This is a genomic window from Subtercola boreus (genome assembly GCF_003399635.1).
Taxonomy (GTDB): domain Bacteria; phylum Actinomycetota; class Actinomycetes; order Actinomycetales; family Microbacteriaceae; genus Subtercola; species Subtercola boreus_B.
The window spans coordinates 36,786-59,697 of sequence record NZ_NBXB01000018.1 but is presented as its reverse complement, the minus strand read 5'-3'; the positions used below and the strand labels follow the sequence as shown (position 1 = coordinate 59,697).

Sequence of the window (22,912 nt, the reverse complement as noted above, 5' to 3'; positions counted from 1 at the left end):
TGTGCCCACCGTCGACCTGCCGACTGCCAGCATACCCGCTGCGCAACGGGTCAGTGCTCGTACTTGAGGGGAACCGCCAGACGCTGGCCCGGCTGCACTTCAGAGCTCGGGAGCTGGTTCAGGCTCACGAGGTCGGCGATGACGTCCCGGGTGTCGGCCGACGAGTCGAGCTGGGACGCAACCGACCAGAGGCTCTGGCCGGACTGCACGGTGACGTAGCTGAACTCGACGGGTGCCTGCTGGGCCGTCGCGATGGCCGAACCTCCGCCAAGAACGGCGAAGGCAGCGAGAGCCGCGATGAGGGGTAGCGCAGCGACCGTCGACAGCACGACGCGCCCGCGCCGAGTGAGCCTGAGGCGCAGTCGAGGAGCGGGAGTGCCGTGCAGCTGTAGTGCAGTCATGATGATCTCCTGGATCTTCTGCCTGGGGAGGCATTCATACTGGTGCAGGATTCGTATGCGACACTCGGCCGGGAGTGCCGCATACGAAGCTGTGTTCCGAATATATCTTCGAACGTTCGAACAATCAAGCAATATCTGGTATCGAATACCGCGACACACTCGAACAGGTGTTTGGAATGTGGGCGGTTTTCGATACAGTTTCGATTGTCTGGTCGGTGTGCGACCAGCACTGTGAACTTAACCACCACCCACTGACACTGGGTCTCCGTCAGGAATGAGAACCCGATGGCGAGCGAACGCCTCCCCGCCGAACGCGGCGGTACCCGTCGGCGAAAGTCGCTGAGCGACAAGCAGCTGGCGATCCTCGAAGTGATCTCCGAAGCCGTCAGCACGCAGGGCTACCCGCCGAGCATGCGTGAGATCGGCGACGCCGTGGGCCTCGCTTCGCTGTCGAGCGTCACCCACCAGCTGAACCAGCTCGAGCTGAGCGGATACCTCCGCCGCGACCCGAACCGCCCCCGCGCGCTCGAGGTACTGATCGACATCCCGAAGAGCGATAGCGTGAACTCCGACTCCCCGACACCACACGGCGACGTCGCCCTGGTGCCGCTCGTCGGCCGCATCGCCGCCGGCATCCCGATCACGGCTGAGCAGCAGGTGGAGGAGATCTTCCCCCTCCCACGCCAGCTGGTCGGCAAGGGTGAGCTCTTCATGCTCAAGGTCGTCGGCGAGTCCATGATCGACGCCGCGATCTGCGACGGTGACTGGGTGGTCGTCAGAACGCAGGCCACCGCCGAGAACGGCGACATCGTCGCGGCCATGCTCGACGAGGAGGCCACGGTGAAGGTCTTCCGCCAACGCGACGGCCACACCTGGCTGCTCCCCCGCAACACGAACTTCGAACCGATCCTCGGCGACTACGCCACCGTGCTCGGCAAGGTCGTGGCAGTTCTCCGCTCCGTGTGAGTGGAGGCAGGTGATCCGCCCGCCGTGCGGCATCGCGCGACCACAGGTACGACCGCTCCACCACAGACGAAAGGCGCCGACCCGCGAGGGTTCGGCGCCTTTCGTCTGCCCGGGGGGTGTCCCCGGCTAGTGCGTGCTGTACTCCAGCAGCTGCGATTCGATCTCCGGGGTGACGAGTGCACGCACGTGCGTGCCGCCCTCTTCGTAGTCGGTGCTCAGCACCGTGCTGTGCTCGTGCAACTGTGAGACCAGGTCGCCGCGGTCGTAGGGCACCAGAACGTCGACCTCGATCGACGGCGTGGGGAGCATCCCGTCGAGCATCCGGAGCATCTCGTCGATGCCCTCACCCGTGCGAGCCGAGACGAAGATCGAGTGCGGCTCGAGGCCACGCAGCACGATCCGGTCGCTCTCAGAGACCAAGTCGCTCTTGTTGAAGACCACCAGCTCCGGGATGTCGCGCGCCCCTGCCTCACCGATCACATCGCGAACCGTGGCGAGCTGGCTCGCGGGGTCGGGGTGCGACCCATCGACGACGTGCACGATGACATCCGCGTCGGCGACCTCCTCGAGGGTGGACCGGAACGCCTCCACGAGTTGGGTGGGCAGGCTCCGCACGAAACCGACGGTGTCGACGAAAGTGAACTCGCGGCCATCCGTCGTCTGGGTGCGCCGCACAGTCGCATCGAGCGTCGCGAACAGCGCGTTCTCGACCAGCAGGCCCGCACCCGTGATGCGGTTGAGCAGCGAAGACTTGCCCGCGTTCGTGTAGCCCGCGATCGCCACGGACGGCACCGTATTGCGCTTACGGTTGGCACGCTTCGCCTCGCGTGCGGGCTTCATCGCAGCGATCTGCTTGCGGAGCCGTGCCATGCGTGTGTGGATGCGGCGGCGATCGAGCTCGATCTTCGTCTCACCGGGTCCACGGGACCCCATGCCTGCGCCGGCGCCACCGACCTGCCCACCGGCCTGGCGGGACATCGAGTCACCCCAGCCTCGAAGGCGGGGCAGCAGGTATTCGAGCTGGGCGAGCTCGACCTGCGCCTTGCCCTCCCGGCTCTTTGCGTGCTGGCTGAAGATGTCGAGGATCACGGCGGTGCGGTCGATGACCTTCACTTTGACGATGTCTTCGAGCGCACGGCGCTGGCTGGGCGCGAGCTCGCTGTCGGCGATCACCGTGTCGGCGCCGAGCGCCTTCACTACGCCGGCGAGCTCTTCGGCTTTGCCCTTGCCGAAATACGTGCTGGGATCGGGGTTCGGCCGACGCTGCAGGAGCCCGTCGAGTACCGCAGCACCCGCGGTCTCGGCGAGGGCGGCGAGCTCGTGCAGCGAATTCTCTGCGTCGGTCAGTGTGCCCTGCGTGTAGACGCCGATGAGCACCACGTTCTCCAGTCGGAGCTGTCGGTACTCGACCTCGGTGACGTCTTCGAGTTCGGTCGAGAGCCCGGCGACGCGGCGGAGCGCCTGTCGGTCAGCGAGGTCGGCCTGGTCGCCGTCGTGGTTCTGCCCGGCCAGACGCTCCTGCGGGCGCTGCAGGGCCTGGGCGCTGCCGGGTGAGAACAGGGCGTACCCGGATGACCGGGCCTCCGCCCGCGCCAGAACGCGGCCCACGGCATCCTGCGCCTGGGTCGTGCTGGTCTCTGCGGTACCGGTCGAATCGGCGTCGATGCCAGCGTCGTCGGTGAAAGATGAATCGTGTTCAGTCATTGGCTTCAAGGATAGACCTCTCGTTTGCTACATTCCCTGTATGGCTATGGACAACGGGCACTACTTCTCTGCACGTCCATCCACGGAACTCCGATTGAAGGAGATTCCGGTGAGCCTGGCCGGTCATGACTTCGTCGCCACGACCGCCGGCGGTGTGTTCAGCCCCAACCAAGTTGATGCCGGGACGCAGGTTCTGCTCGCGAACACTCCGTCGCCACCTCCCGGCGGCCACCTTCTCGACATCGGCTGCGGGTGGGGCCCGATCTCTCTGGCTCTCGCTCTGTTGTCACCCCACGCCACCGTGTGGGCTGTTGACGTCAACGAGCGAGCTCTCGACCTCGTGAGGGCCAACGCCGCCACGCTCGGCCTCAGCAATGTCAACGCTGTACTGCCCGACGATGTTCCCGATGACATCCGGTTCATGACGATCTGGTCGAACCCGCCGATCCGGGTCGGCAAAGACGAACTGCACGCGCTGCTGCTCCGCTGGCTGCCGCGCCTGGATCCCGGATCGGATGCGTGGCTGGTCATTCAGCGGAACCTCGGGTCGGACTCCCTGCACCGCTGGCTCGACGACACCCTTCCGCCGAGCTTCCAGGTGACCCGGGCGGCCACGAACAAGGGCTACCGGGTGCTTCGGGCACGCCTGCACGAGTGATTCGGGTGCTGGCGGCCGCGCCCTGGGGCCAGCTCCGGCGCCAACGCGAGCGCCTCAGTTCAGCGTGACGTCACCCTCGTAGACCAGCTCGGCGGGGCCGGAGAGCGACACGTGTTCGCCGTCTTCGGTCGCGTACATGCGCACGCCGACCGCACCACCCGGAACCTCGACGCGCCACTGGTTCGGCGCACCGGCGCCGGCCCAGTGCCGGATCGCCAGCGCCGCAGCGACGGCCCCTGTTCCGCACGAGAGTGTCTCGCCACTGCCCCGCTCATGCACGCGCATCCGGATGTGGCCCACACCGTTCCGCACCAGCGGTTCGAGGGGGATGACGAATTCGATGTTCGCGCCGTCGACCGGAGCGGGTTCGACGTGCGGGATGAAGCTGAGGTCGGCCGACTCGAGCTCCGCCTCGTCGGCGAGGGCGACGACGACATGCGGGTTGCCGACGTTGATCCCGAGCCCGGGGCGGGCGACCTGGAGGTTCTTGGCACGCACGAGCGGCTCACCGCCCTCGAGCCGCCACCGGCCGAGGTCTGCCTGGAAACCGGTGAGGTTCCGCTGCACATCGATCACCCCGGATCGCGTGCCGATGACCAGGGTGTCGCCCGGCTCGAGTGTCGCCAGGGAATTGTCGAGCAGGAACTTCGAGAAGACGCGGATGCCGTTGCCGCACATCTCCGCGACAGAACCGTCGGCATTGTGGTAGTCCATGAACCACTCCGCACCGTCATCCAGTTCGAGCGAGCGCGCGCCGTCGGCAATGCGCGACGACCGAACGGCGCGGATCAGCCCGTCGGCTCCGATCCCGAAGTGACGATCGCAGAGCGTCGCGATCTGGGCAGGAGTGAGGTCGATCTCACCGTCGGGATCGGAGAAGAGTACGAAGTCGTTTCCGGTGCCCTGGCCTTTGGTGAAATGCAGATCGATGCCCATGGCACCAGCCTAGAGGCTCCCGCTGATGGCCGGCGCGAGGGCTACGAAGACGGCGTGTGGATGCTTGCCAGCACCCCGTCGACGAGCGCCTCGTCGTCGGCCTCGAACCAGATCGCGTCACGGTAGCGCTTGAACCAGCTCACCTGCCGCCGCGCGTAACGCCTGGTGAGTGCCTGCGCCTCGGCGATGGCATCGCCTCGCGACAGGGTCCCCCGCAGCTCCGCCAGCGCCTGCGCATAGCCGATGGCGCGCTGCGCCGTGGTTCCGTGGTCGAGACCGAGGGGCACCAACGACTCGACCTCAGCGACAAGACCGGCCCGCCACATCTCCTCTACGCGCCGGTCGAGTCGTTCTACGAGCAGTTCCCGTGGGTGCCGGAGCGCGATCACCGCCGTGTCACGCCACCAGACCGGCTCCTCGGGGAGCTGGCCGGTTACAGGCTTCCCGGTGAGCTCGATGACTTCGAGCGCACGGATGACCCGGCGCCCGTTGTGCTGGCCGATGGATGTCGCGGCCTCCGCGTCGGCGCTCTTCAGCCGCTGCCACAGCACACCGAGCCCACGCTCCTCCAGCTCGGCCTCCAGCCGGGCCCGCACCGCTTCGTCACGCACCGGGAATCGGAAGTCGTAGATCACCGAGGAGACGTAGAGTCCCGATCCACCGACCAGGATCGGCACCGCCCCGCGCGCACGGATCTCGTCGATCACAGCCCTCGCGTCACGCTGGTAATCGGCGACGGAACCGTCAGACGTCACCTCGAGAACATCCAGGAGGTGGTGCGGGATCCCCCGCCTCTGTTCGAGGGTGAGTTTGGCCGTTCCGATGTCCATACCGCGGTACAGCTGCATTGCGTCGGCGTTGACGATCTCAGCAGGTCGACCGCTCGCGATCAGTCTTTCGGCCAGGCCGAGCGACAGCTCGGATTTGCCGGTACCCGTCGCCCCGACAACCGCCACGAGTTCGGGCAGGTGCTCCACTTCGGGCTCAGCGGAGATCGTCGGCGAGATCGTAGATCGGGCTGGTCGCAACCCGGAGTCCCGGAAGCCCGAGGGACACCCTCCCCGCGGCGGTGCTGCCCGTTGCGCTCTGCGCACCGCTGACGGCGGAAGCTCCACCCGACACGGGCACCGCGCACGGGTCGGACTGGTCACGCTCCCAGGCGTCGCCCGCACGCGTACGGCGTACCTCGAGCGGTGCACCATCACGGGAATCGGCGATCAGGTAGTACGGCTTGGCACCCGTGATCTCGACGGTGACGACATCGCCGGGGCGCGGCACAGCCGACCCCTCAGGTACGTCGAAATGCACCAGACGGCTGTCTTCTGCCCGGCCGCTGAGGCGCTTCGTGTCGGAATCCTTGCGGCCCTCAGCCGCCACCAGAAGCTCCACCCGGCGTCCGACGACCTTCTGGTTCTCCTCCCAGGCGATCCCGTCCTGCAACGCAGTCAAGCGTTCGTACCGTTCCTGGACGATTTCCTTCGGAACCTGGTCCGGCATCGTGGCCGCCGGGGTTCCGGCCCGGATGGAGTACTGGAAGGTGAAGGCCGTTGCAAAGCGCGCCTGCTCCACGACACGGAGCGTCTCCTGGAAGTCCTCCTCGGTCTCGCCGGGGAAACCGACGATGATGTCTGTACTGATCGCGGCGTGCGGCATCCGCGCGCGCACCCGGTCGAGGATGCCGAGGAATTTCTCGGAACGGTAGGAGCGCTTCATCGCCTTGAGGATGCGATCGGATCCCGACTGCAGCGGCATGTGGAGCTGCGGCATCACCGCCGGCGTCTCGGCCATGGCGTCGATCACATCGTCGGTGAACGCCGCCGGATGCGGACTCGTGAACCGGATCCGCTCGAGCCCGGAAATGGTACCCGCCGCCCGCAACAGCTTGCTGAACGCCTGCCGATCCCCGAACTCAACACCGTAGGAGTTCACGTTCTGGCCGAGCAGCGTCACCTCGATCGCTCCGTCGTCGACGAGCGACTGGATCTCGCGGAGCACTTCGCCCGGGCGGCGATCCTTCTCCTTGCCCCGGAGCGAGGGCACGATGCAGAACGTGCAGGTGTTGTTGCATCCCACCGAGATGGAGACCCACCCGCTGTAGCTCGAATCGCGTTTAGTGGGCAGGGTGGACGGGAACGTCTCGAGCGAGTCGAGAATCTCGATCTGCGCCTCGTCATTGTGCCTCGCTCGCTCAAGCAGGCTGGGCAGCGCACCCATGTTGTGGGTGCCGAAGACCACATCGACCCAGGGTGCCTTTGACAGGATGACCGATTTGTCCTTCTGCGCGAGGCAACCGCCCACGGCGATCTGCATGCCTTCGTGGCGTTTCTTCACCGATGCCAGGAATCCGAGGTTGCCGTAGAGCTTGTTGTCCGCGTTCTCCCGCACCGCACAGGTGTTGATCACGACGACGTCGGGCTCACCCGACTGGTCGCGCACATAGCCTGCTGCCTCGAGCGAACCGCTCAGCCGCTCGGAGTCGTGCACGTTCATCTGGCAGCCATAGGTGCGGACCTCGTAGGTGCGCGCCTGACCAGACTCCCCCGCCGCTGCAACGGACGGAAGGATGATCGTCGGGGCTTCACTCACACTGCTCATAGTGAGCCCAGTCTACGTTCGGGCTGCCGTCGCCCGGACGATCAGCGGAACCGCACCCCGCGCGTCTGCGGACTGAGCGCCGCACTCACAGCGGTACGGATGATCGCCGACGGGTAACCCTTTCGCATCAGGAACGACGTGAGGCGTCTCTCGGCCGTGGCCGCGTCGAGCCGTGCGAGGGACGGGGCGCGCTTCTCAGCGAGCTCGGTCGCCCGCTTCAACTCGTCGTCGTCGTCGAGCGCGTCGAGCGCAGCGGAGACGATCTCCTGTTGGATGTGTCTCGCCGACAACTCCGCCTTGATCTGCGACCGGCCGAAGCCCTTTCGTCTATGGAGAGACTCCACCAGGTTCTCGGCGAGGTCGTAGTCGTCGATGTAGCGATTGCTGCGGTACCGCTCCAAAAACATCTCGAGCTCGTGCTCCTCGACACCGTTGGTGCTCAGCAGCCGGCTCACCTCCCACTCGGAGAGACCCTTGCGGGCCAGGGCACGCACCACGATGTTCTCGAGGAACGCGGCACGCTCGCCCTCGCCCATGGGTTCTTCGTCGTCTTCCGGCTCCTCGACGAAGGCGGGTGTACGGCCGGAGCGACGCCCTGCGACGGCCGGAGCCTCAGCAGGAGCCTCCACAGGCTCCTCTTCGGTCCACCACACAGTCGGCAGTGCCTTCGGCAGAACGGTCGGCGTGTCAGGCGCACCCTCGAGCTCTGCGACACCCGCCGCTTCGGCGAGCTTATCCGCGCGTGGCGGTGCCGCCGCCTCAGCGGGCGTCACCACACCGGGAAGGTACGTGACCCTGGCGACCACGACTAGGCGCTCTTGCGCGCAGCAGCCGTCTTGACCGGGGCAGCCTCGACAGAGGCGGCACCAGCATCCGCGACGCCCTTGGCGTCGGCGGCTGGCATAACCTTCGGTGCGTTCGGGTCGGCCAGCAGGCCGAGCTTGATCTTGATCTTGTTCTCGATCTCGAGCGCCACGTCGGGGTTCTCTTTGAGGAAGCGGCGGGAGTTCTCCTTGCCCTGACCGAGCTGGTCACCGTCGTAGGTGTACCAGGCGCCGGACTTCCGCACGATCTCGTGCTCGACACCGAAGTCGATCAGGCTGCCCTCTCGCGAGATGCCGATGCCGTAGATGATGTCGAATTCGGCCTGCTTGAAGGGCGGCGCCATCTTGTTCTTGACGACCTTGACCCGGGTGCGGTTACCGACGGCCTCGGTGCCCTCCTTCAGCGTCTCGATGCGCCGGATGTCGAGGCGGATCGAGGCGTAGAACTTGAGCGCCTTACCGCCGGCCGTGGTCTCCGGGCTGCCGAAGAACACACCGATCTTCTCGCGCAGCTGGTTGATGAAGATCATGGTGGTGTTCGTCTGGTTCAGACCACCCGTCAGCTTGCGGAGTGCCTGCGACATGAGCCTGGCCTGGAGACCCACATGGGAGTCGCCCATCTCGCCCTCGATCTCCGCGCGGGGCACGAGTGCCGCCACGGAGTCGATGACGATCAGGTCGATCGAACCGGAGCGCACCAGCATGTCGGCGATCTCGAGCGCCTGCTCCCCCGTGTCGGGCTGGGAGACGAGCAGGGCATCGATGTCGACACCGAGCTTCTTTGCGTATTCGGGGTCGAGGGCGTGCTCGGCGTCGATGAACGCCGCGATCCCGCCGTCGCGCTGGGCATTGGCGATCGCGTGGAGGGTGAGCGTCGTCTTACCCGACGACTCCGGACCGTAGATCTCCACAATGCGCCCGCGGGGCAGACCACCGATGCCGAGGGCTACGTCGAGCGCGATGGAGCCGGTGGGGATCACCTCGACAGGGGCACGGTCATCGCTGCCGAGGCGCATGACGGACCCCTTGCCGAACTGGCGGTCGATCTGGGCGAGGGCAGTTTCGAGAGCTTTCTCACGAGTTGCGTCTGAGGGCATGTGCTGTCTCCTTGAATCAGGTGCTCGCCCGACCCGGAGCCTCTCGGGGATGAGATTCTCGCTTCGGATCTGCGCCGCGGTACGGTGCGCCTATAGGCTGTCGCACCCGGCATCCGACGTCCCTCACGGACGACTCACCGGGCTGACGACAAGGCATATTCGCGTCTGCTGCTTACCTCGACCACGTTACGGAGACCCACCGACACTGGGTCGGTGAGCATCCGATCTGTGGAGAAGAGATGAGAAACGTCTGTTGTGAAGGAGACTAGCCGATTCGAACACATCTTCGACAGGACGAAACGGCGTGTCGCATCGTTCGAACACAGTTCTAGGAACGGGGCTGCGGCAACCCCACGCCGTACCAACGGCTCTCGGGTACATCGGCGGCGCGGCAGAGCGCCAGCCATACCTCGCGGGCATCCTCACCCGCGTTGACGGACTGCTCGGCCGTGCGGCCACCGAATTCTGACAACACGAGATCGCCGGTCACCACACGACCGTACCCGGCACCGAACTCATCAAGCACGGCCTGCCGGAATTCGCTGACGCGCACCGTTTAGCGGGCCGCCAGAGACGCATCGAACCCTGCGACGAACTCGTCGGGCACGGTGTCGGGAATCGTGTCGATCCCCTCGATGACGGCGAGCCTGTCGCCGACCTCACGCATGATCACGGAGATGGGAGTGTCGAGGGCATCGGCGACCGATGCGAGGATCTCGCTCGATGCTTCCTTCTGCCCGCGCTCGACCTCACTGAGATAGCCGAGTGCCACGCTGGCCTTGCTTGCGACCTGGCGAAGGGTTCGACCCTTCTGAAGACGGAAGTCCCGCAGCACGTCGCCGATTTCTTGACGAACTAAAATCATCGGAGCCTCCTTAGCTTTGCTGTCCAGTCGATATCTCGTACGACAAACTCTAAACGACCCAGACTGGACTTTCGTCGTTAATGACAACAGGTGTAACGAGATCGAAACCTGAGTCATTCCCGCGCAAGGTGCTCAGAACTGGGCACTCAGGATTCGCACGGCCTCGCTGACCGCCGCAGCGCGCACGGCGTCGCGGTCTCCGTCGAGTTCCAGGGCGACGCTCTGCGTGTGCCCATCGACCGAGATCCCTATGAAGACGGTGCCAGCAGGGTGTCCGCCGCCTGGCCCGGGGCCGGCCACGCCCGTCGTGGAGAGACCGATCGAGGCCGGACTCCCGTCGACGGTCAGGGCGTGGCGCACCCCTTCTGCCATCTGTTCGGCAACCTCGGGATGAACGGGGCCCTGCTGTCTCAGCAGATCTCCGTCGACGCCGAGCAGGGAGGCCTTGACAGCCGTGTTGTAGGCGACTATTCCCCCGTACACGACGTTCGACGCACCGGCGGGGCGGATCAGTTCCGCGACGAGCAGCCCTCCTGTGAGCGATTCGGCGACGGCGACGGTCTCACCGCGCTGGTGCAGATCGGCGATCAACCGCGCCGTGAGGTCGACGCCACCGCCGTGGTCGTCGGCGACCTCCCCGGAGGACTGGCCGGTCACGGTCACGCTGAAGTGTTTCTCGCCGCGGCGGCACGGTTCAACTTGCGGTCCTGGTAGAGGTAGTCGAGCCCGGTGATGACGGTCAGCACGAAGGCGATCGACATGAAGATGGCGTTGACCCAGTACATCCAGTCACCGAGCGGGATCCAGAGCGGCAGGAGAGCAAGCGAGATCGCGATCGACTGGGCGAGCGTCTTCAGCTTGCCCCCGCGGGACGCGGGAATAACGCGACGCTTGATGACGGCGAACCGGAATACCGTGATGCCGACTTCGCGGATCAGGATGATGATGGTCACCCACCACGGGAGTTCGGCGAGGATCGACAGACCGACAAGGGCCGCCCCGGTGAGCACCTTGTCGGCGATCGGGTCGAGGATCTTGCCGAGGTCGGTGACCTGGTTGTTCTTGCGGGCGAGGTGACCGTCGACGCCGTCGGTCGCGATCGCAAGAATGAACAGGATCGCGGCGAGATACCGCACGACTCCGTCTGATCCGTTGTCGGCCAGCAGCATGACGAAGAACACCGGCGCAAGCAGGATGCGCACCACCGTGATGGCGTTCGGCAGGTTCCAGTTGCTGGGCTTCGGCGCGGCCGCGGCCTGCGCTTCGGGCGAATTGGTCATGGTGCTACTCTCTGCCGGTGAGGCCCCACGCGTCCTCGTCCGTGTCGCCCTCCACCTCAGGATACCCGGGGCCGGGCTCCGCGAGGGGATCGCTGTAGTCCATCTGCTCGGGGCCGAAACCCTCGGCGAAGGACTCTCCGGTCGCCGGAGCGCCCTGCGGCGGCTGGGATCCGGCGTTCGGCGCAGAGGGCGCGGCCGCGACATCCGAACCTCGCAGCATCGCCAGCACCTCGGGAAGCTGCTCAGCGGTCACCAGCACATCTCGGGCCTTCGAGCCCTCTGACGGCCCGACGATCTCTCGCGACTCCAGCAGGTCCATCAGGCGACCCGCCTTCGCGAACCCGACCTTGAGCTTGCGCTGCAGCATCGAGGTGGACCCGAACTGCGTGTTGACGATGAGCTCGGCCGCCTGCAGCAGCACCTCGAGGTCGTCTCCGATGTCGGCATCGATCTGCTTCGACGCCGCCGCGACAGTGACATCCGCCCGGTACTCGGGCCTCGCCTGGCGGGTGACGTGCTCGACGACCTTGGCGATCTCCGACTCGCTCACCCACGCGCCCTGCACGCGGATCGACTTCGACGCCCCCATCGGGAGGAAGAGCGCGTCGCCCTGCCCGATGAGCTTGTCGGCACCGGGCTGGTCGAGGATGACCCGGGAATCGGTGACGCTCGTGACGGCGAACGCCAGACGCGACGGCACGTTCGCCTTGATGAGGCCGGTGACGACGTCGACGCTCGGACGCTGGGTCGCGAGCACGAGGTGGATTCCGGAGGCCCGGGCCAGCTGAGTGATCCGCACGATCGAGTCTTCGACGTCGCGCGGGGCGACCATCATCAGGTCGGCCAGCTCGTCGACGACGATCAGCAGGTAGGGGTACGGCTTCAGCACCCGGCTGCTGCCGACGGGCAGAACCAGCTCTTTGTTCACCACGGCGCGGTTGAAGTCGTCGATGTGACGGAACCCGAAGCTCTCGAGGTCGTCGTAGCGCATGTCCATCTCCTTCACGACCCAGGCCAGTGCTTCGGCGGCCTTCTTCGGATTCGTGATGATGGGCGTGATGAGATGGGGCACACCCTGGTAGGCGGTGAGCTCGACACGCTTCGGGTCGATGAGCACCATCCGCACCTCGGCGGGCGTGGCGCGCATCAGGATGCTCGTGACCATGGAGTTCACGAAGCTCGACTTGCCCGAACCGGTCGAACCGGCGACCAGGAGGTGGGGCATCTTCGCGAGGTTGGCGATGATGAACTTGCCCTCGACGTCTTTGCCGACGCCGATCGTCATCGGGTGGGTGTCGTTCGTGGCCTTCGCCGAACGCAGCACATCACCGAGCACCACGATCTCGCGGTCGGTGTTCGGGATCTCGATGCCGATCGCGCTCCGGCCCGGGATGGGCGACAGTATGCGCACTTCGTTGCTGGCGACCGCGTACGAGAGGTTCTTGCTGAGCGCCGTGACGCGCTCGACCTTCACACCAGGGCCGAGCTCGATCTCGTATCGGGTGACGGTCGGGCCGCGCGAGAACCCAGTGACCTTCGCGTCCACCTGGAACTGCGAGAGCACGTCGGTCAGAGCACGCACGATGTCGTCGTTGGCCTGGGAACGGGCCTTCGACGGCTCGCCCAGCGCGAGGCTGCCGACGGGCGGGAGCGAGTAGTTGAGGGCCTCGAGTTCTTTGACTTCGGCGAGCGGGATGAACGTGTCATCCGGTGCCATGCCGGGAAGGGCATCCGGAACCGTGGTCGCAGCCGTGGGGAACGGCTTCGTGGCGGGGGCAGTGCCGGCTGCGACCGCGCCGGCTGCGCCGCCCGCGCCCGCAGTCTCGCCGAAGAGCACGCCGGTGAACGAGGCATCGCCGCTGGCTGCGTCGTCTCGGATGCCCGTGGCCGACTTCGTGCCGGGTAGAACCTCGCCCGTGAACCGCCTGACCGCCTGCTCGGCCGCCTCCATGTCGCCGAGCAGTGCGGCGTCGAAACCGCGGCTCTCGTCGATCGTGCGATCGATCACCTCCGTGGGCGGTGTGCGGTCTTCGACGTGGATCGGCGCGGGGCTGACCGCAGTGGTCGGGATGATCGGCGAATCGAAGGCCGGATCCTCCTCGCGCCCACTCTTGTTGCGCCGCCACCACGGCAGGGACTCGTCGTTCACGTGGTCGAAGTCGAGCTCGAGATCGCCGGTGTGCTCGGCATTGCTGCCGCGAACCGCCCGCGGCACCTTCGGTTCGCGGTCCTCCCGCGACTCCGGAGCCTCGCCGAAAGCGGCACCGAACAGGTAGGCGTAGAGCTCGCGGGAGCGCGAGGCCAGCTTGTTCGGCGGGGTCTTTGTGATGATGAAGAGGGAGAGCAGGAGCAGGGCACTGACGACGATCGTCGCGCCGACGGGTGTGATGATGAGAATGAGCGGGGCGGCGATCACCCAACCGAGCACGCCACCGGCTGTGGCGAGCGATTCCATGCCCTCAGCGGGGTACGGCTCGCCGCCGAAGATGTGGCAGAGGCCCGAGACCGTGAGGACCAGGATGCCGAGACCGATGCCGATCCGGCCATTGTCGTTGACGGAGTTCGGATGCCGGAACAACCAGATCGCAAGCAGCAGCATGACCACGGGCAGGGCATAGGCCACCCGGCCGAAGAGACCGCCGAACGTGTAGGCATCGAGCAGGATCGCCACGGGACTGGCGACGAGGAACCACTCGATCACGGCTCCCGCGACAGCGAGAAGGAACAGAAGGAACGGGAACCCGTCGCGGCGCTCCTCCTTCGCGAGCTTCTCGTGCCCGAAGGCGCGAGCCGCTCCCCCGACGAGGTGCGCGAGGCCGAGCCACATCGTGGTGAAGATGCCGGGGCCCTCGTTCTCGACGGGGAACTTCAGCGTCTTCTGGGTGGCGGTTGCCTGCTGTTTGGCCGGCGCCTTGGCGGGCGCTCGTCGCCCGCCGGTCGCGCCGCCGCTGTTGCCGCCGGCGCCGCTTGCGCCGCTCCGTCCGCCCGCCGCGCCGCGCGCGCGTGAGTTCGCCCTGGTACTCGTAGCCATGCGCTTACGCTACTGCGCACCCCTGTCGCTCCCCCGGCGGCGCACCGCGCACCGCTGAACTTCACTCACAGGCGGCGCCTCACAGCCCACCCGTCTTACCCGTGTGATTGATGATCTGCGCAGAGATGTTCACCACCGCCGTCGGTAGGAGCTCGCTTACGGTCCACGTCTGGCTGGGCTGGAACTGGATCATCTGCCCCGGCAGGGTCGAGTTTGCGGTCACGATGCAGGCGTGGCCGGTCTCGGAGAGAGGAACGAGTCCCGAGAACGAGAACGATCCGCCGCCGAATGTCGTGAGATTGAGTGGGTAGAAACTGACGCCATTGCAGATCATCTTCGCCGAATAGGCCGTGAGCGAGAACGAGGATCCGGCGCCGCTGACGAGCCCTTGAACGGGCAGGTACTCCGCTCCGCCGTTCTGCGCCCGCGTCGGCACGACGAAGCTCGCGTAGGTGTACCCGACGACGGGCGGAGCCACGGGGCCCGCGTGGGCCGCTGTCGCACCGACTCCGAAGGCGAGCGTGAGGGCGGTGACGGAGGCCAGCACCGCACCCGCGATGCGGCGGTCGCTGGACTGGGATAGATGAAACATGGGCGTCCTTCCGGTTGTCATACCAGAGAGACGCCGAAGGCCCGCTCGCATTGCGCGAACAGGCCGAAGACGCATCAGATCCAACCCGGGCTGCCGGAGGGGTGCGGCGAACGACTGGTCAGAGCTCATCGTCACCGAAAGGTCGACGGAAGCTGGCCGTGGCAGCGGAGGCGCCCGCGAGAGTGATTCCCACTGTTTGCCGAAGCTGAGAAACGCTGCCCCGAACCCGCAAAGGGCCCGCCCCGCACGAAGCGGAACGGGCCCCCAACGGAAAGCTGGATTACGCCTCGATGACGACCGGCACGATCATCGGGCGGCGACGGTAGGCCGTGTTGACCCAGCGGCCGGCCGTGCGGCGAACGACCTGCTGCAGGGCGTGAGTGTCGCGCGTGCCGTTGCCGACCGCTTCGGCGAGGGCCGCGGCGATCTTCGGCTTGACCTTGTCGAAGACCGAGTCGTCTTCGGCGAAGCCCTTTGCGTGGATCTCGGGGCCCACGACGATGCGGCCGGTGCCCGCCTCGATCACGACGATGACCGAGATGAAGCCCTCTTCGCTCAGCACGAGGCGGTCCTTCAGGTCGTCGTCGGTGACCTCGCCGACGGTCTGCCCGTCGACGTAGACGAAGCCGAGGTCGTACTGGCCGACGACCGTCGCGACACCATCGCGCAGGTCGACGACGGTTCCGTCGTCGGCGAGGATCGTGTTGCGCGCCGGCACACCGGTCTCGATGGCGAGCTGCGCGTTCGCCACGAGGTGACGGTACTCGCCGTGCACCGGCATCACGTTCTTCGGCTTCAGGATGTTGTAGCAGTACAGAAGTTCGCCCGCCGAGGCGTGCCCGGAGACGTGTACCTTGGCGTTGCCCTTGTGGACGACCGTCGCACCGAGCTTCGTCAGCCCGTTGATGACGCGGTAGACCGCGTTCTCATTCCCGGGGATCAGCGAGGACGCCAGGATGACGGTGTCGCCCGGCCCGACCTCGATCTGGTGCTCGAGGTTGGCCATCCGCGAGAGCACGGCCATCGGCTCGCCCTGCGAACCGGTCGACATGTAGACGATCTTGTCGTCGGGGATGTCGCCGGCCTTCTTGAAGTCGATGAGCACGCCTTCAGGCACTTTGAGATAGCCGAGCTCTTCGGCGATACCCATGTTGCGAACCATGGAACGGCCGAGCAACGCCACACGGCGCCCGTTGGCGTGGGCCGCATCCAGAACCTGCTGCACACGGTGCACGTGAGAAGAGAAGCTCGCGACGATGACCCGGCGCGGGGCCTTCGCGATGACGCTCTCGAGCACGGGGCCGATGGTGCGCTCAGAGGGCGTGAAGCCGGGAACGTCGGCGTTGGTCGAGTCGGAGAGGAACAGGTCGACGCCGGCCTCACCGAGCCGGGCGAAGGCGCGGAGGTCGGTGATGCGGTTGTCGAGCGGAAGCTGGTCCATCTTGAAGTCGCCAGTGTGGAGCACGACACCGGCCACCGTCTTGATGGCGACGGCCAGGGCATCCGGAATCGAGTGGTTCACGGCCACGAATTCGAGTTCGAACGGGCCCATCTTCTCGATCTGGCCCTCTTCGACCTGGAAGGTGTAGGGCTTGATGCGGTGCTCTTTAAGCTTCGCCTCGACGAGGGCGAGCGTGAGGCCCGATCCGATCAGAGGGATGTCGTTCTTGAGGCGCAGCAGATAGGGAACCGCGCCGATGTGGTCTTCGTGGCCGTGGGTGAGCACGATGCCGACAACGTCGTGCAGGCGGTTCTTGACGAGCGAGAAGTCGGGCAGGATCAGGTCGACGCCGGGCTGGGTCTCCTCGGGGAAGAGCACGCCGCAGTCGACGATCAGCAGCTTGCCGTTGATCTCGAAGACGGTCATGTTGCGACCGATCTCGCCGAGACCACCGATCGGGATGACCCGCAGGGTGTCTTTTTCGAGGGGACGGGGTTCGTATGAAGTATTGGGCATATGCCCTCCTTGAGTGTGTGTTGAGTTGTGAGAAGTGCCGCGTTCTAGCGGGTTGTGCCAGGAATCTTGGGCAGCGCGCCACCGGCGGCTGCGTTTCGGTCGGGTCGGAAATTGGTGAAGCTGACCCCGGGGATGCTCCGCACGAGATCGATCTCGTCTTCGATTTTCGCAGCCTCCCATTCTTCGGGGCCGACAAGGGGAAGCCTGACGCGGGGGCTCGCGATGCGGCCGAGGCCATGCAGGATGTACTTCGCTGCGACAGTGCCGGGCACGTGCGTCATGGTGGCCCGCACGAGCGGTTCGAGCGCCTGGTGCATCGTGGTGGCCGTGGCCAGATCTCCGGCGTTCACGGCGTCGATCATGATGCGGTAGGGCCGTGCGGCGATGTTGTTGGTGACGCCGATGAGCCCCGTCGCACCGATCGACAGCGCCGGGAGCACGTTCGAGTCGTCGCCTGAGAAGTACATCAGGTCGGTCTGGTTCAGCACCCGGCTGACCTCGCTGAAGTCGCCCTTGGCGTCTTTGATGGCGAGGATGTTGGGGTGCTTCGCCGCACGCAGGATGGTCTCGTACGTGATGGGAATGCCCGTGCGACCGGGAATGTCGTACAGGATGACCGGCAGATCGGTCGCGTCAGCGATCATCCGGAAGTGTGTCAGCACTCCCGCGGGTGTGGGCTTGTTGTAGTACGGCGTGACGACGAGGTTGCCGTCGGCACCGGCCTTCTCGCTCTGTTTGGCGAGCTGCATGGCGTGGGCGGTCTCATTCGAACCGCCGCCCGTGATGATCTTGGCGCGGCCGTCGGACACCGACTTGCCCACTTCGACGAGTCTGACCTTCTCGGCGTCGGTCAGGGTGGATGTCTCACCCGTCGTTCCCGAAACCACGATTCCGTCGGCACCGTCGTTGATCACCGTGTCGATGTGCTTCTCGACGCTGGCCCAATCGACTTCGCCGTCGGCGGTGAAGGGGGTGACCAGGGCGACGAGCACCTGGCCGAACGGGTTCTGGGGGTTCACTGCAGCCACGATTACAGGTTAGCGGTCAATGGTCGCCTGCCGCGCCGGGAGCGCACCACGTCAGAATCCGAGCCTGCCCAGCTGTTTGGCGTCTCGTTGCCACTCCTTGGCCACCTTGACGCGGATGCTCAGGAAGACCTGCTTGCCGAGGAGCGGTTCGATGGATGCCCGCGCCCGGGCCCCGACCTCGCCGAGCCGCGAACCCGACTTGCCGATGATGATGCCCTTCTGGCTGTCGCGCTCGACGAAGAGGTTCGCGTAGATCTCGATCAGTTCGCGGTCATCGCGCTCGATCATGTCGTCGATCGTGACGGCGATCGAGTGCGGGAGTTCATCCTGTACCCCTTCGAGCGCCGCCTCGCGGATAAGTTCGGAGACGCGCGCCTCGAGACCTTCGTCGGTGGTCTGGTCGTCGGGGTACAGCTTGGCAGAGCGCGGCAGCAGTTTGATCAGTTCGGCGGTGAGGATGTCGAGCTGCAGGTTGCTGGTCGAGGAGATGGGGATGATCGCCTCCCACGGGCGGAGCTCCGAGATGGCCAGCAGCTGTTCGGCGACGGCCGGGCGGGAGGCTGCATCGATCTTGGTGACGATCGCCACCTTCTTCGCCTTGGGAAACGCGTCGAGCTGCTCGTTGATGAACCTGTCGCCGGGGCCCAGCTTCTCATCGGCGGGGACGCAGAAGCCGATCACGTCCACGTCTCCGAGAGTCGACTGCACCACCGCGTTCAATCGCTCACCGAGCAGCGTGCGCGGGCGGTGCATGCCAGGGGTGTCGACGAGGATCAGTTGGCCGTCGGGCCGGTGCACGACGCCCCGGATGGCGCGGCGGGTCGTCTGTGGCTTCGACGAGGTGATGGCGATCTTCTCGCCGACAAGCGCGTTGGTGAGGGTCGACTTGCCGACGTTCGGCCTCCCGACGAAGGAGACGAACCCTGCGCGGAAGTCGGGGTCGGTGACGATGTCGGAGCCGATCATCGGGGGTCCTTTTCGGTGGTGAGGGATGAGAGAGGAAGGGTGGTGGCGGCCGGCGAGTCGGCGTCGCGGGTGACGAGCACGGTGCTGATGCGCCGGCGGCGATCGGTGCGTTCGGCGGTGAGGGTGAGCCCGGCGACGTGTGCGACGGAGCCTGGTACGGGCAGCCGCCCGAGGGCCTTGCCGAGGAGGCCTCCGACGGAGTCCACGTCGTCGTCGTCGAGTTCGAGGCCGAAGAGTTCGCCGAGTTCGTCGACGGCGAGCCTTGCACTGACACGGTACTCGCCGAAGGCGAGCTCCTCGACCTCGACGTTCTCGCGGTCGTACTCGTCGGAGATGTCGCCGACGAGCTCTTCGATGAGATCCTCCATGGTGACGAGGCCGGCGATTCCGCCGTACTCGTCGACGACCATGGCGAGGTGGTTCGACTCGAGCTGCATCTGCCTGAGCGTGTCGTCGACCTTCTTCGACTCCGGGATGAAGAGGGCAGGCCTCGCCAGGCTGTCGGCGGTGACGATGTCGACCTGCTTCGGCTTCTCGTAGGTGAGCCGCGCGGCGTCGCGGAGGTAGAGCACGCCGATGATCTCGTCGACACTGCCCTGCACCACGGGCATCCGGCTCACCCCCCGGCTGAGGAAGAGGCCCATGCTCTGGCCGACGGAGGCATCGTGCTCGACCGTGACCATGTCGGTGCGGGGCAGCATCACCTCGCGAACGACCGTGTCGTTGAATTCGATGATCGAGTGGATGAGCTCGCGATCGTCTTCTTCGAGCACATCGAGCTCGGTGGCCTCGTCGACCATGCTGAGCAGCTGCTCCTCCGACGAGAACGATGCGGAGCGCACCCGACCCGGCGTGACGCGGTTGCCGATCAGCACAAGCGCGTTCGCGATCGGCCCGAGCAGCACCCGCAGCAGATGAACGGGCAGGGCGCTCGCGATCAGCACACCCCGGGCGTGCACCCGGCCGACGCTCCGCGGGCTCGACCCGACGAGCACGAACGACACCCCGGTCATGATCAGGATGGCGAGCAGCAGCACGACCCAGATCTGTTCGAAGGTCGCCGACAGGGCGATGGTCACGAGCACCGCTGCGGAGGTCTCGGCCACGACCCGCACGAAGTTGACGACGTTGATGTGCGCGCCGGTGTCTTCGGCGATAGCCCGAATCGATCGTTTGGCACGGGCTCTCTCGGCGAGGTCGAGGATGTCGGCCCGTGAGAGCGACGCCATCGCTGAATCAGCCGAGGCGAAGAAGCCGCCGAGAGCCACCAGCGCCAGCGCTATGGCGATGAACGGTCCGACGAAGGGAAGAGTGGTCATGCGCGGCGGCGGCGCTCCTTGAGAGCGAATCCGACGAGGATGTCGCCCTGGATTCCGAACATCTCTTTCTCTTCATCGGGTTCTGCGTGGTCGAAGCCGAGCAGGTGCAGGATGCCGTGGGTCGTCAGGAGCAACAGCTCTTCGAGAGTCGAGTGACCGGCGGTCTGGGCCTGACCCTCTGCGACCTGCGGGCAGAGCACGACGTCGCCGAGGAGTCCGGCGGGGGTCGGTGCGTCTTCGGTGCCGGGCCGCAGTTCGTCCATCGGGAAGCTCAGCACGTCGGTGGGGCCGGGCTCGTCCATCCACTGCACATGCAGTTGTTCCATCGCAGCCTCATCGACCAGGACGATCGCTAGCTCTGCATCGGGATGCACGTGCATCTGCTGTAGCGCATACGTCGACAACCGCAACAACGCGTTCTCGTCGACAGGGATCGACGACTCGTTGTTCACTTCGATGCTCATGCGCGTTCTCCTCGCCGGGCTGCGGCGCTGTCTCGTTTGGCCAACTGGATCTGGTCGTACTTCGTGTAGGCGTCGACGATCTGGCCCACCAGCGTGTGCCGCACGACGTCTTCACTCGTCAGCGTAGCGAAGTGGATGTCCTCGATCCCGTCGAGCACGCCGCGTACGACCTGCAGTCCACTCGTTCCAAGCGGCAGGTCGATCTGGGTGATGTCGCCGGTGACGACCATCCGGGAGCCGAAGCCGAGGCGGGTCAGGAACATCTTCATCTGCTCGGGCGTCGTGTTCTGCGCTTCGTCGAGCACGATGAACGAGTCGTTGAGGGTGCGCCCGCGCATGTAGGCGAGCGGCGCGACCTCGATCGTGCCCGTCGCGAGCAGCTTCGGCACGATCTCGGGATCCAGCATCTCGTTCAGCGCATCGAAGAGTGGCCGGAGGTAGGGATCGATCTTGTCGGTCAGGGAACCGGGCAGGTAGCCGAGCCGTTCGCCGGCCTCGACCGCCGGACGGGTGAGGATGATGCGGTTGACCTCTTTGCGCTGCAGGGCCTGCACCGCCTTGGCCATCGCCAGGTAGGTCTTGCCCGTTCCTGCCGGACCGATGCCGAAGACGATGGTGTTCTCATCGATGGCGTCGACGTACTTCTTCTGGCCGAGCGTCTTCGCGCGCACCGTCTTGCCGCGGCTCGAGACGATCGGCTCACCGAGCGCAGCCGACGGCGACACCGAACTGCCCGTGTCGAGCATGCGCGCCGAAGCGGTCACCTCGATCTCGGTGAGTTCCTCGTTGCCGTTCCGCACCATCTCGACCAACTCGTCGACCAGCCGGCGCGCGGCTTCGACGTCGCCGTTGGGCCCCTGCAGTGTGATCTGGTTGCCCCGCACGTGGATGCTCACCGACGGATACTGCTTCTCGACCAGCGTGACCAGCCTGTCCTGGGGGCCGAGCAGGCGCACCATGGCGAGCCCGTCGACCTGGATGACGGCGTCGGACGTCGTGGTGCTGTTCTCAGAACGTGGCAAGTGAACCTTCCTGGAGGTTGCCCGACAGAACATGGGCGTGTACGTGGAAAACGGTCTGGCCGGAGCCGGCACCGGTGTTGAAGACGAGGCGGAAGTCACCGTCGGAGTGCTCGGCGGCCAGCTGGTTCGCCAGCTCGACGACCTCGGCGAGGAGCCCCGGGTCGCCGGCGGCCAGCTCGACGACGTTTGCGTACTGCTCGGTCTTCGGCACGACGAGGATGTGCACGGGGGCCTTCGGCGCGACGTCGACGAAGGCGATCACACGATCGGTCTCGGCGAGGATGGTCGCCGGGATTTCCCTCCGCGCGATGCGGGTGAAGATCGACGGTTCTACGAGATCTGGCATGCCCTCATCTTAAGCGGAGCCCCTGACAGCGCACCGGGCCTTCTGCTGTGGGCGTAGCGCGATCCGGCAGGGGCAGGTCATCAGCTCCAGGTGCCGAGCCGCACGTTCAGCACGGCGATCGCCACGGGACCTGCGGTGGAGGTGCGGAGGATGCCCGTCCCGAGCTTCACGCGGGTCGCATCGGCCGCCTCCAGCGCGTCGAGTTCGCCGGGCGCGATCCCGCCCTCCGGCCCGACGACGAGAACGAGGTCGATGCCGGGATCCGTGCCGGCACCGCCTTCGGGATCGCCGGTGTCGCCGAGGTCGACCGCGGTCAGCGAGAGCTCCGCGGTCGGGTCGAGCACGAGCATCCGCGAACCTGCGGCCAGCGCCACCAGGTCTTTCGTCGACATCAGGTGACCGACCTCCGGCACCCAGGCCTGGATCGACTGCTTCGTGGCCTCCCGCACGATGGTGCGCCAGCGATCCAGTCCCTTGGCGATCTTCGGCCCGACCCAGCGCGATACCGAGCGCTCCGCCGCCCACGGCGAGACCCGCGCGACACCGAGCTCGGTCGCCGCCTGCACGGCCAATTCGTCCCTGTCGCCCTTTGCGAGCGCCTGCACGAGATGGATGCGATGCGGCGTCGGGGCGACCTGCTCGACATCGGTGACGGCGATGCTCAGCACCGAACCCGACACGGCGATGACCGGCCCGCTCACAACGAGGCCACGGCCGTCGCCGATCGACGTCGCCTCGCCGACCCGGATGCGGTTCACCGTGACGGCATGCTTCTGCTCCTCGCCGTGCAGCGAGACGACGTCGCGCACCTCGTGCGGGATCGATGCGAGGTCTTTGCGGATGAAGAGCGAACTCATGCTC

23 protein-coding genes are annotated in these 22,912 nt (G+C 66.2%); 2 read left to right on the top strand and 21 right to left on the bottom strand.

The genetic code is table 11. The annotated features are described in order from the left end of the window. Nucleotides 1-50: 50 nt before the first annotated feature. A complete protein-coding gene (locus tag B7R22_RS06185) occupies nucleotides 51-401 on the bottom strand; it encodes a LysM peptidoglycan-binding domain-containing protein (RefSeq protein ID WP_116410906.1) in 351 nt (116 codons plus the stop codon). Between the two features lie 285 nt (nucleotides 402-686). On the opposite strand from B7R22_RS06185, the gene lexA reads away from it, so the two are divergent. Further along, nucleotides 687-1,367, top strand: a complete 681-nt coding sequence (gene lexA, locus B7R22_RS06180; RefSeq protein WP_116282541.1) for a transcriptional repressor LexA — start codon at nucleotides 687-689, stop codon at nucleotides 1,365-1,367. 126 nt (nucleotides 1,368-1,493) lie between these two features. Here the strand turns inward: lexA and hflX are convergent, their stop codons facing one another. Beyond that, nucleotides 1,494-3,071 carry a GTPase HflX gene (hflX, locus tag B7R22_RS06175; RefSeq protein ID WP_116410905.1) on the bottom strand — a complete coding sequence of 526 codons (1,578 nt, stop codon included), beginning with the start codon at nucleotides 3,069-3,071 and terminating at the stop codon, nucleotides 1,494-1,496. A gap of 46 nt (nucleotides 3,072-3,117) precedes the next feature. Here hflX and B7R22_RS06170 point away from each other — a divergent pair, with 46 nt between their 5' ends. After that, on the top strand, nucleotides 3,118-3,729 hold the full coding sequence (locus B7R22_RS06170) for a class I SAM-dependent methyltransferase (protein ID WP_116410904.1): 612 nt from the start codon (nucleotides 3,118-3,120) through the stop codon (nucleotides 3,727-3,729). A 54-nt stretch (nucleotides 3,730-3,783) separates the two neighbouring features. Here B7R22_RS06170 and dapF read toward each other — a convergent pair whose 3' ends face one another. The 19 genes from dapF to B7R22_RS06075 form a co-directional block, all read right to left on the bottom strand. Further along, nucleotides 3,784-4,665 carry a diaminopimelate epimerase gene (gene dapF / locus B7R22_RS06165; protein WP_116410903.1) on the bottom strand — a complete coding sequence of 294 codons (882 nt, stop codon included), beginning with the start codon at nucleotides 4,663-4,665 and terminating at the stop codon, nucleotides 3,784-3,786. Between the two features lie 41 nt (nucleotides 4,666-4,706). Continuing rightward, nucleotides 4,707-5,633: a tRNA (adenosine(37)-N6)-dimethylallyltransferase MiaA gene (gene miaA / locus B7R22_RS06160; RefSeq protein WP_116410937.1), complete on the bottom strand. Its 927-nt coding sequence runs from the start codon at nucleotides 5,631-5,633 to the stop codon at nucleotides 4,707-4,709. A gap of 16 nt (nucleotides 5,634-5,649) precedes the next feature. Further along, nucleotides 5,650-7,260 carry a tRNA (N6-isopentenyl adenosine(37)-C2)-methylthiotransferase MiaB gene (gene miaB / locus B7R22_RS06155; RefSeq protein WP_116410902.1) on the bottom strand — a complete coding sequence of 537 codons (1,611 nt, stop codon included), beginning with the start codon at nucleotides 7,258-7,260 and terminating at the stop codon, nucleotides 5,650-5,652. 41 nt (nucleotides 7,261-7,301) lie between these two features. Then, complete coding sequence (locus B7R22_RS06150) at nucleotides 7,302-8,066, bottom strand: regulatory protein RecX (protein ID WP_116410901.1); 765 nt, start codon at nucleotides 8,064-8,066, stop codon at nucleotides 7,302-7,304. A gap of 2 nt (nucleotides 8,067-8,068) precedes the next feature. Continuing rightward, nucleotides 8,069-9,181, bottom strand: coding sequence for a recombinase RecA (gene recA / locus B7R22_RS06145; protein ID WP_116410900.1), 1,113 nt, complete (start codon nucleotides 9,179-9,181; stop codon nucleotides 8,069-8,071). Nucleotides 9,182-9,509: 328 nt separating this feature from the next. Continuing rightward, nucleotides 9,510-9,734, bottom strand: coding sequence for a DUF3046 domain-containing protein (locus B7R22_RS06140; RefSeq protein WP_116410899.1), 225 nt, complete (start codon nucleotides 9,732-9,734; stop codon nucleotides 9,510-9,512). Nucleotides 9,735-9,737: 3 nt separating this feature from the next. Further along, nucleotides 9,738-10,046 carry a helix-turn-helix domain-containing protein gene (locus tag B7R22_RS06135; protein ID WP_116282533.1) on the bottom strand — a complete coding sequence of 103 codons (309 nt, stop codon included), beginning with the start codon at nucleotides 10,044-10,046 and terminating at the stop codon, nucleotides 9,738-9,740. A 132-nt stretch (nucleotides 10,047-10,178) separates the two neighbouring features. Then, nucleotides 10,179-10,709 (bottom strand): CinA family protein, encoded by a 531-nt coding sequence (locus B7R22_RS06130; protein ID WP_367379180.1) that lies wholly within the window; start codon nucleotides 10,707-10,709, stop codon nucleotides 10,179-10,181. Continuing rightward, a complete protein-coding gene (pgsA, locus tag B7R22_RS06125) occupies nucleotides 10,706-11,326 on the bottom strand; it encodes a CDP-diacylglycerol--glycerol-3-phosphate 3-phosphatidyltransferase (RefSeq protein ID WP_116410898.1) in 621 nt (206 codons plus the stop codon). Before pgsA ends, B7R22_RS06130 begins: the two co-directional genes overlap by 4 nt. A 4-nt stretch (nucleotides 11,327-11,330) precedes the next feature. Further along, on the bottom strand, nucleotides 11,331-14,357 hold the full coding sequence (locus tag B7R22_RS06120; protein ID WP_116410897.1) for an FtsK/SpoIIIE family DNA translocase: 3,027 nt from the start codon (nucleotides 14,355-14,357) through the stop codon (nucleotides 11,331-11,333). A 79-nt stretch (nucleotides 14,358-14,436) separates the two neighbouring features. Then, complete coding sequence (locus B7R22_RS06115) at nucleotides 14,437-14,949, bottom strand: hypothetical protein (RefSeq protein ID WP_116410896.1); 513 nt, start codon at nucleotides 14,947-14,949, stop codon at nucleotides 14,437-14,439. Between the two features lie 280 nt (nucleotides 14,950-15,229). Continuing rightward, nucleotides 15,230-16,906, bottom strand: a complete 1,677-nt coding sequence (locus tag B7R22_RS06110; protein WP_116282527.1) for a ribonuclease J — start codon at nucleotides 16,904-16,906, stop codon at nucleotides 15,230-15,232. Nucleotides 16,907-16,950: 44 nt separating this feature from the next. Further along, complete coding sequence (dapA, locus tag B7R22_RS06105; RefSeq protein WP_116410895.1) at nucleotides 16,951-17,925, bottom strand: 4-hydroxy-tetrahydrodipicolinate synthase; 975 nt, start codon at nucleotides 17,923-17,925, stop codon at nucleotides 16,951-16,953. Between the two features lie 60 nt (nucleotides 17,926-17,985). Next, nucleotides 17,986-18,900, bottom strand: a complete 915-nt coding sequence (gene era, locus B7R22_RS06100) for a GTPase Era (RefSeq protein WP_116410894.1) — start codon at nucleotides 18,898-18,900, stop codon at nucleotides 17,986-17,988. Further along, a complete protein-coding gene (locus B7R22_RS06095; protein WP_116410893.1) occupies nucleotides 18,897-20,219 on the bottom strand; it encodes a hemolysin family protein in 1,323 nt (440 codons plus the stop codon). The genes era and B7R22_RS06095 overlap by 4 nt, the downstream gene beginning before the upstream one ends. Beyond that, nucleotides 20,216-20,683, bottom strand: coding sequence for an rRNA maturation RNase YbeY (gene ybeY / locus B7R22_RS06090; RefSeq protein WP_116410892.1), 468 nt, complete (start codon nucleotides 20,681-20,683; stop codon nucleotides 20,216-20,218). The genes B7R22_RS06095 and ybeY overlap by 4 nt, the downstream gene beginning before the upstream one ends. After that, on the bottom strand, nucleotides 20,680-21,642 hold the full coding sequence (locus B7R22_RS06085) for a PhoH family protein (RefSeq protein ID WP_116282583.1): 963 nt from the start codon (nucleotides 21,640-21,642) through the stop codon (nucleotides 20,680-20,682). The genes ybeY and B7R22_RS06085 overlap by 4 nt, the downstream gene beginning before the upstream one ends. 49 nt (nucleotides 21,643-21,691) lie before the next feature. Beyond that, complete coding sequence (locus B7R22_RS06080; protein WP_116410890.1) at nucleotides 21,692-22,051, bottom strand: HIT domain-containing protein; 360 nt, start codon at nucleotides 22,049-22,051, stop codon at nucleotides 21,692-21,694. Nucleotides 22,052-22,131: 80 nt separating this feature from the next. Continuing rightward, nucleotides 22,132-22,908 (bottom strand): 16S rRNA (uracil(1498)-N(3))-methyltransferase, encoded by a 777-nt coding sequence (locus B7R22_RS06075; RefSeq protein ID WP_116410889.1) that lies wholly within the window; start codon nucleotides 22,906-22,908, stop codon nucleotides 22,132-22,134. Nucleotides 22,909-22,912: the final 4 nt, after the last annotated feature.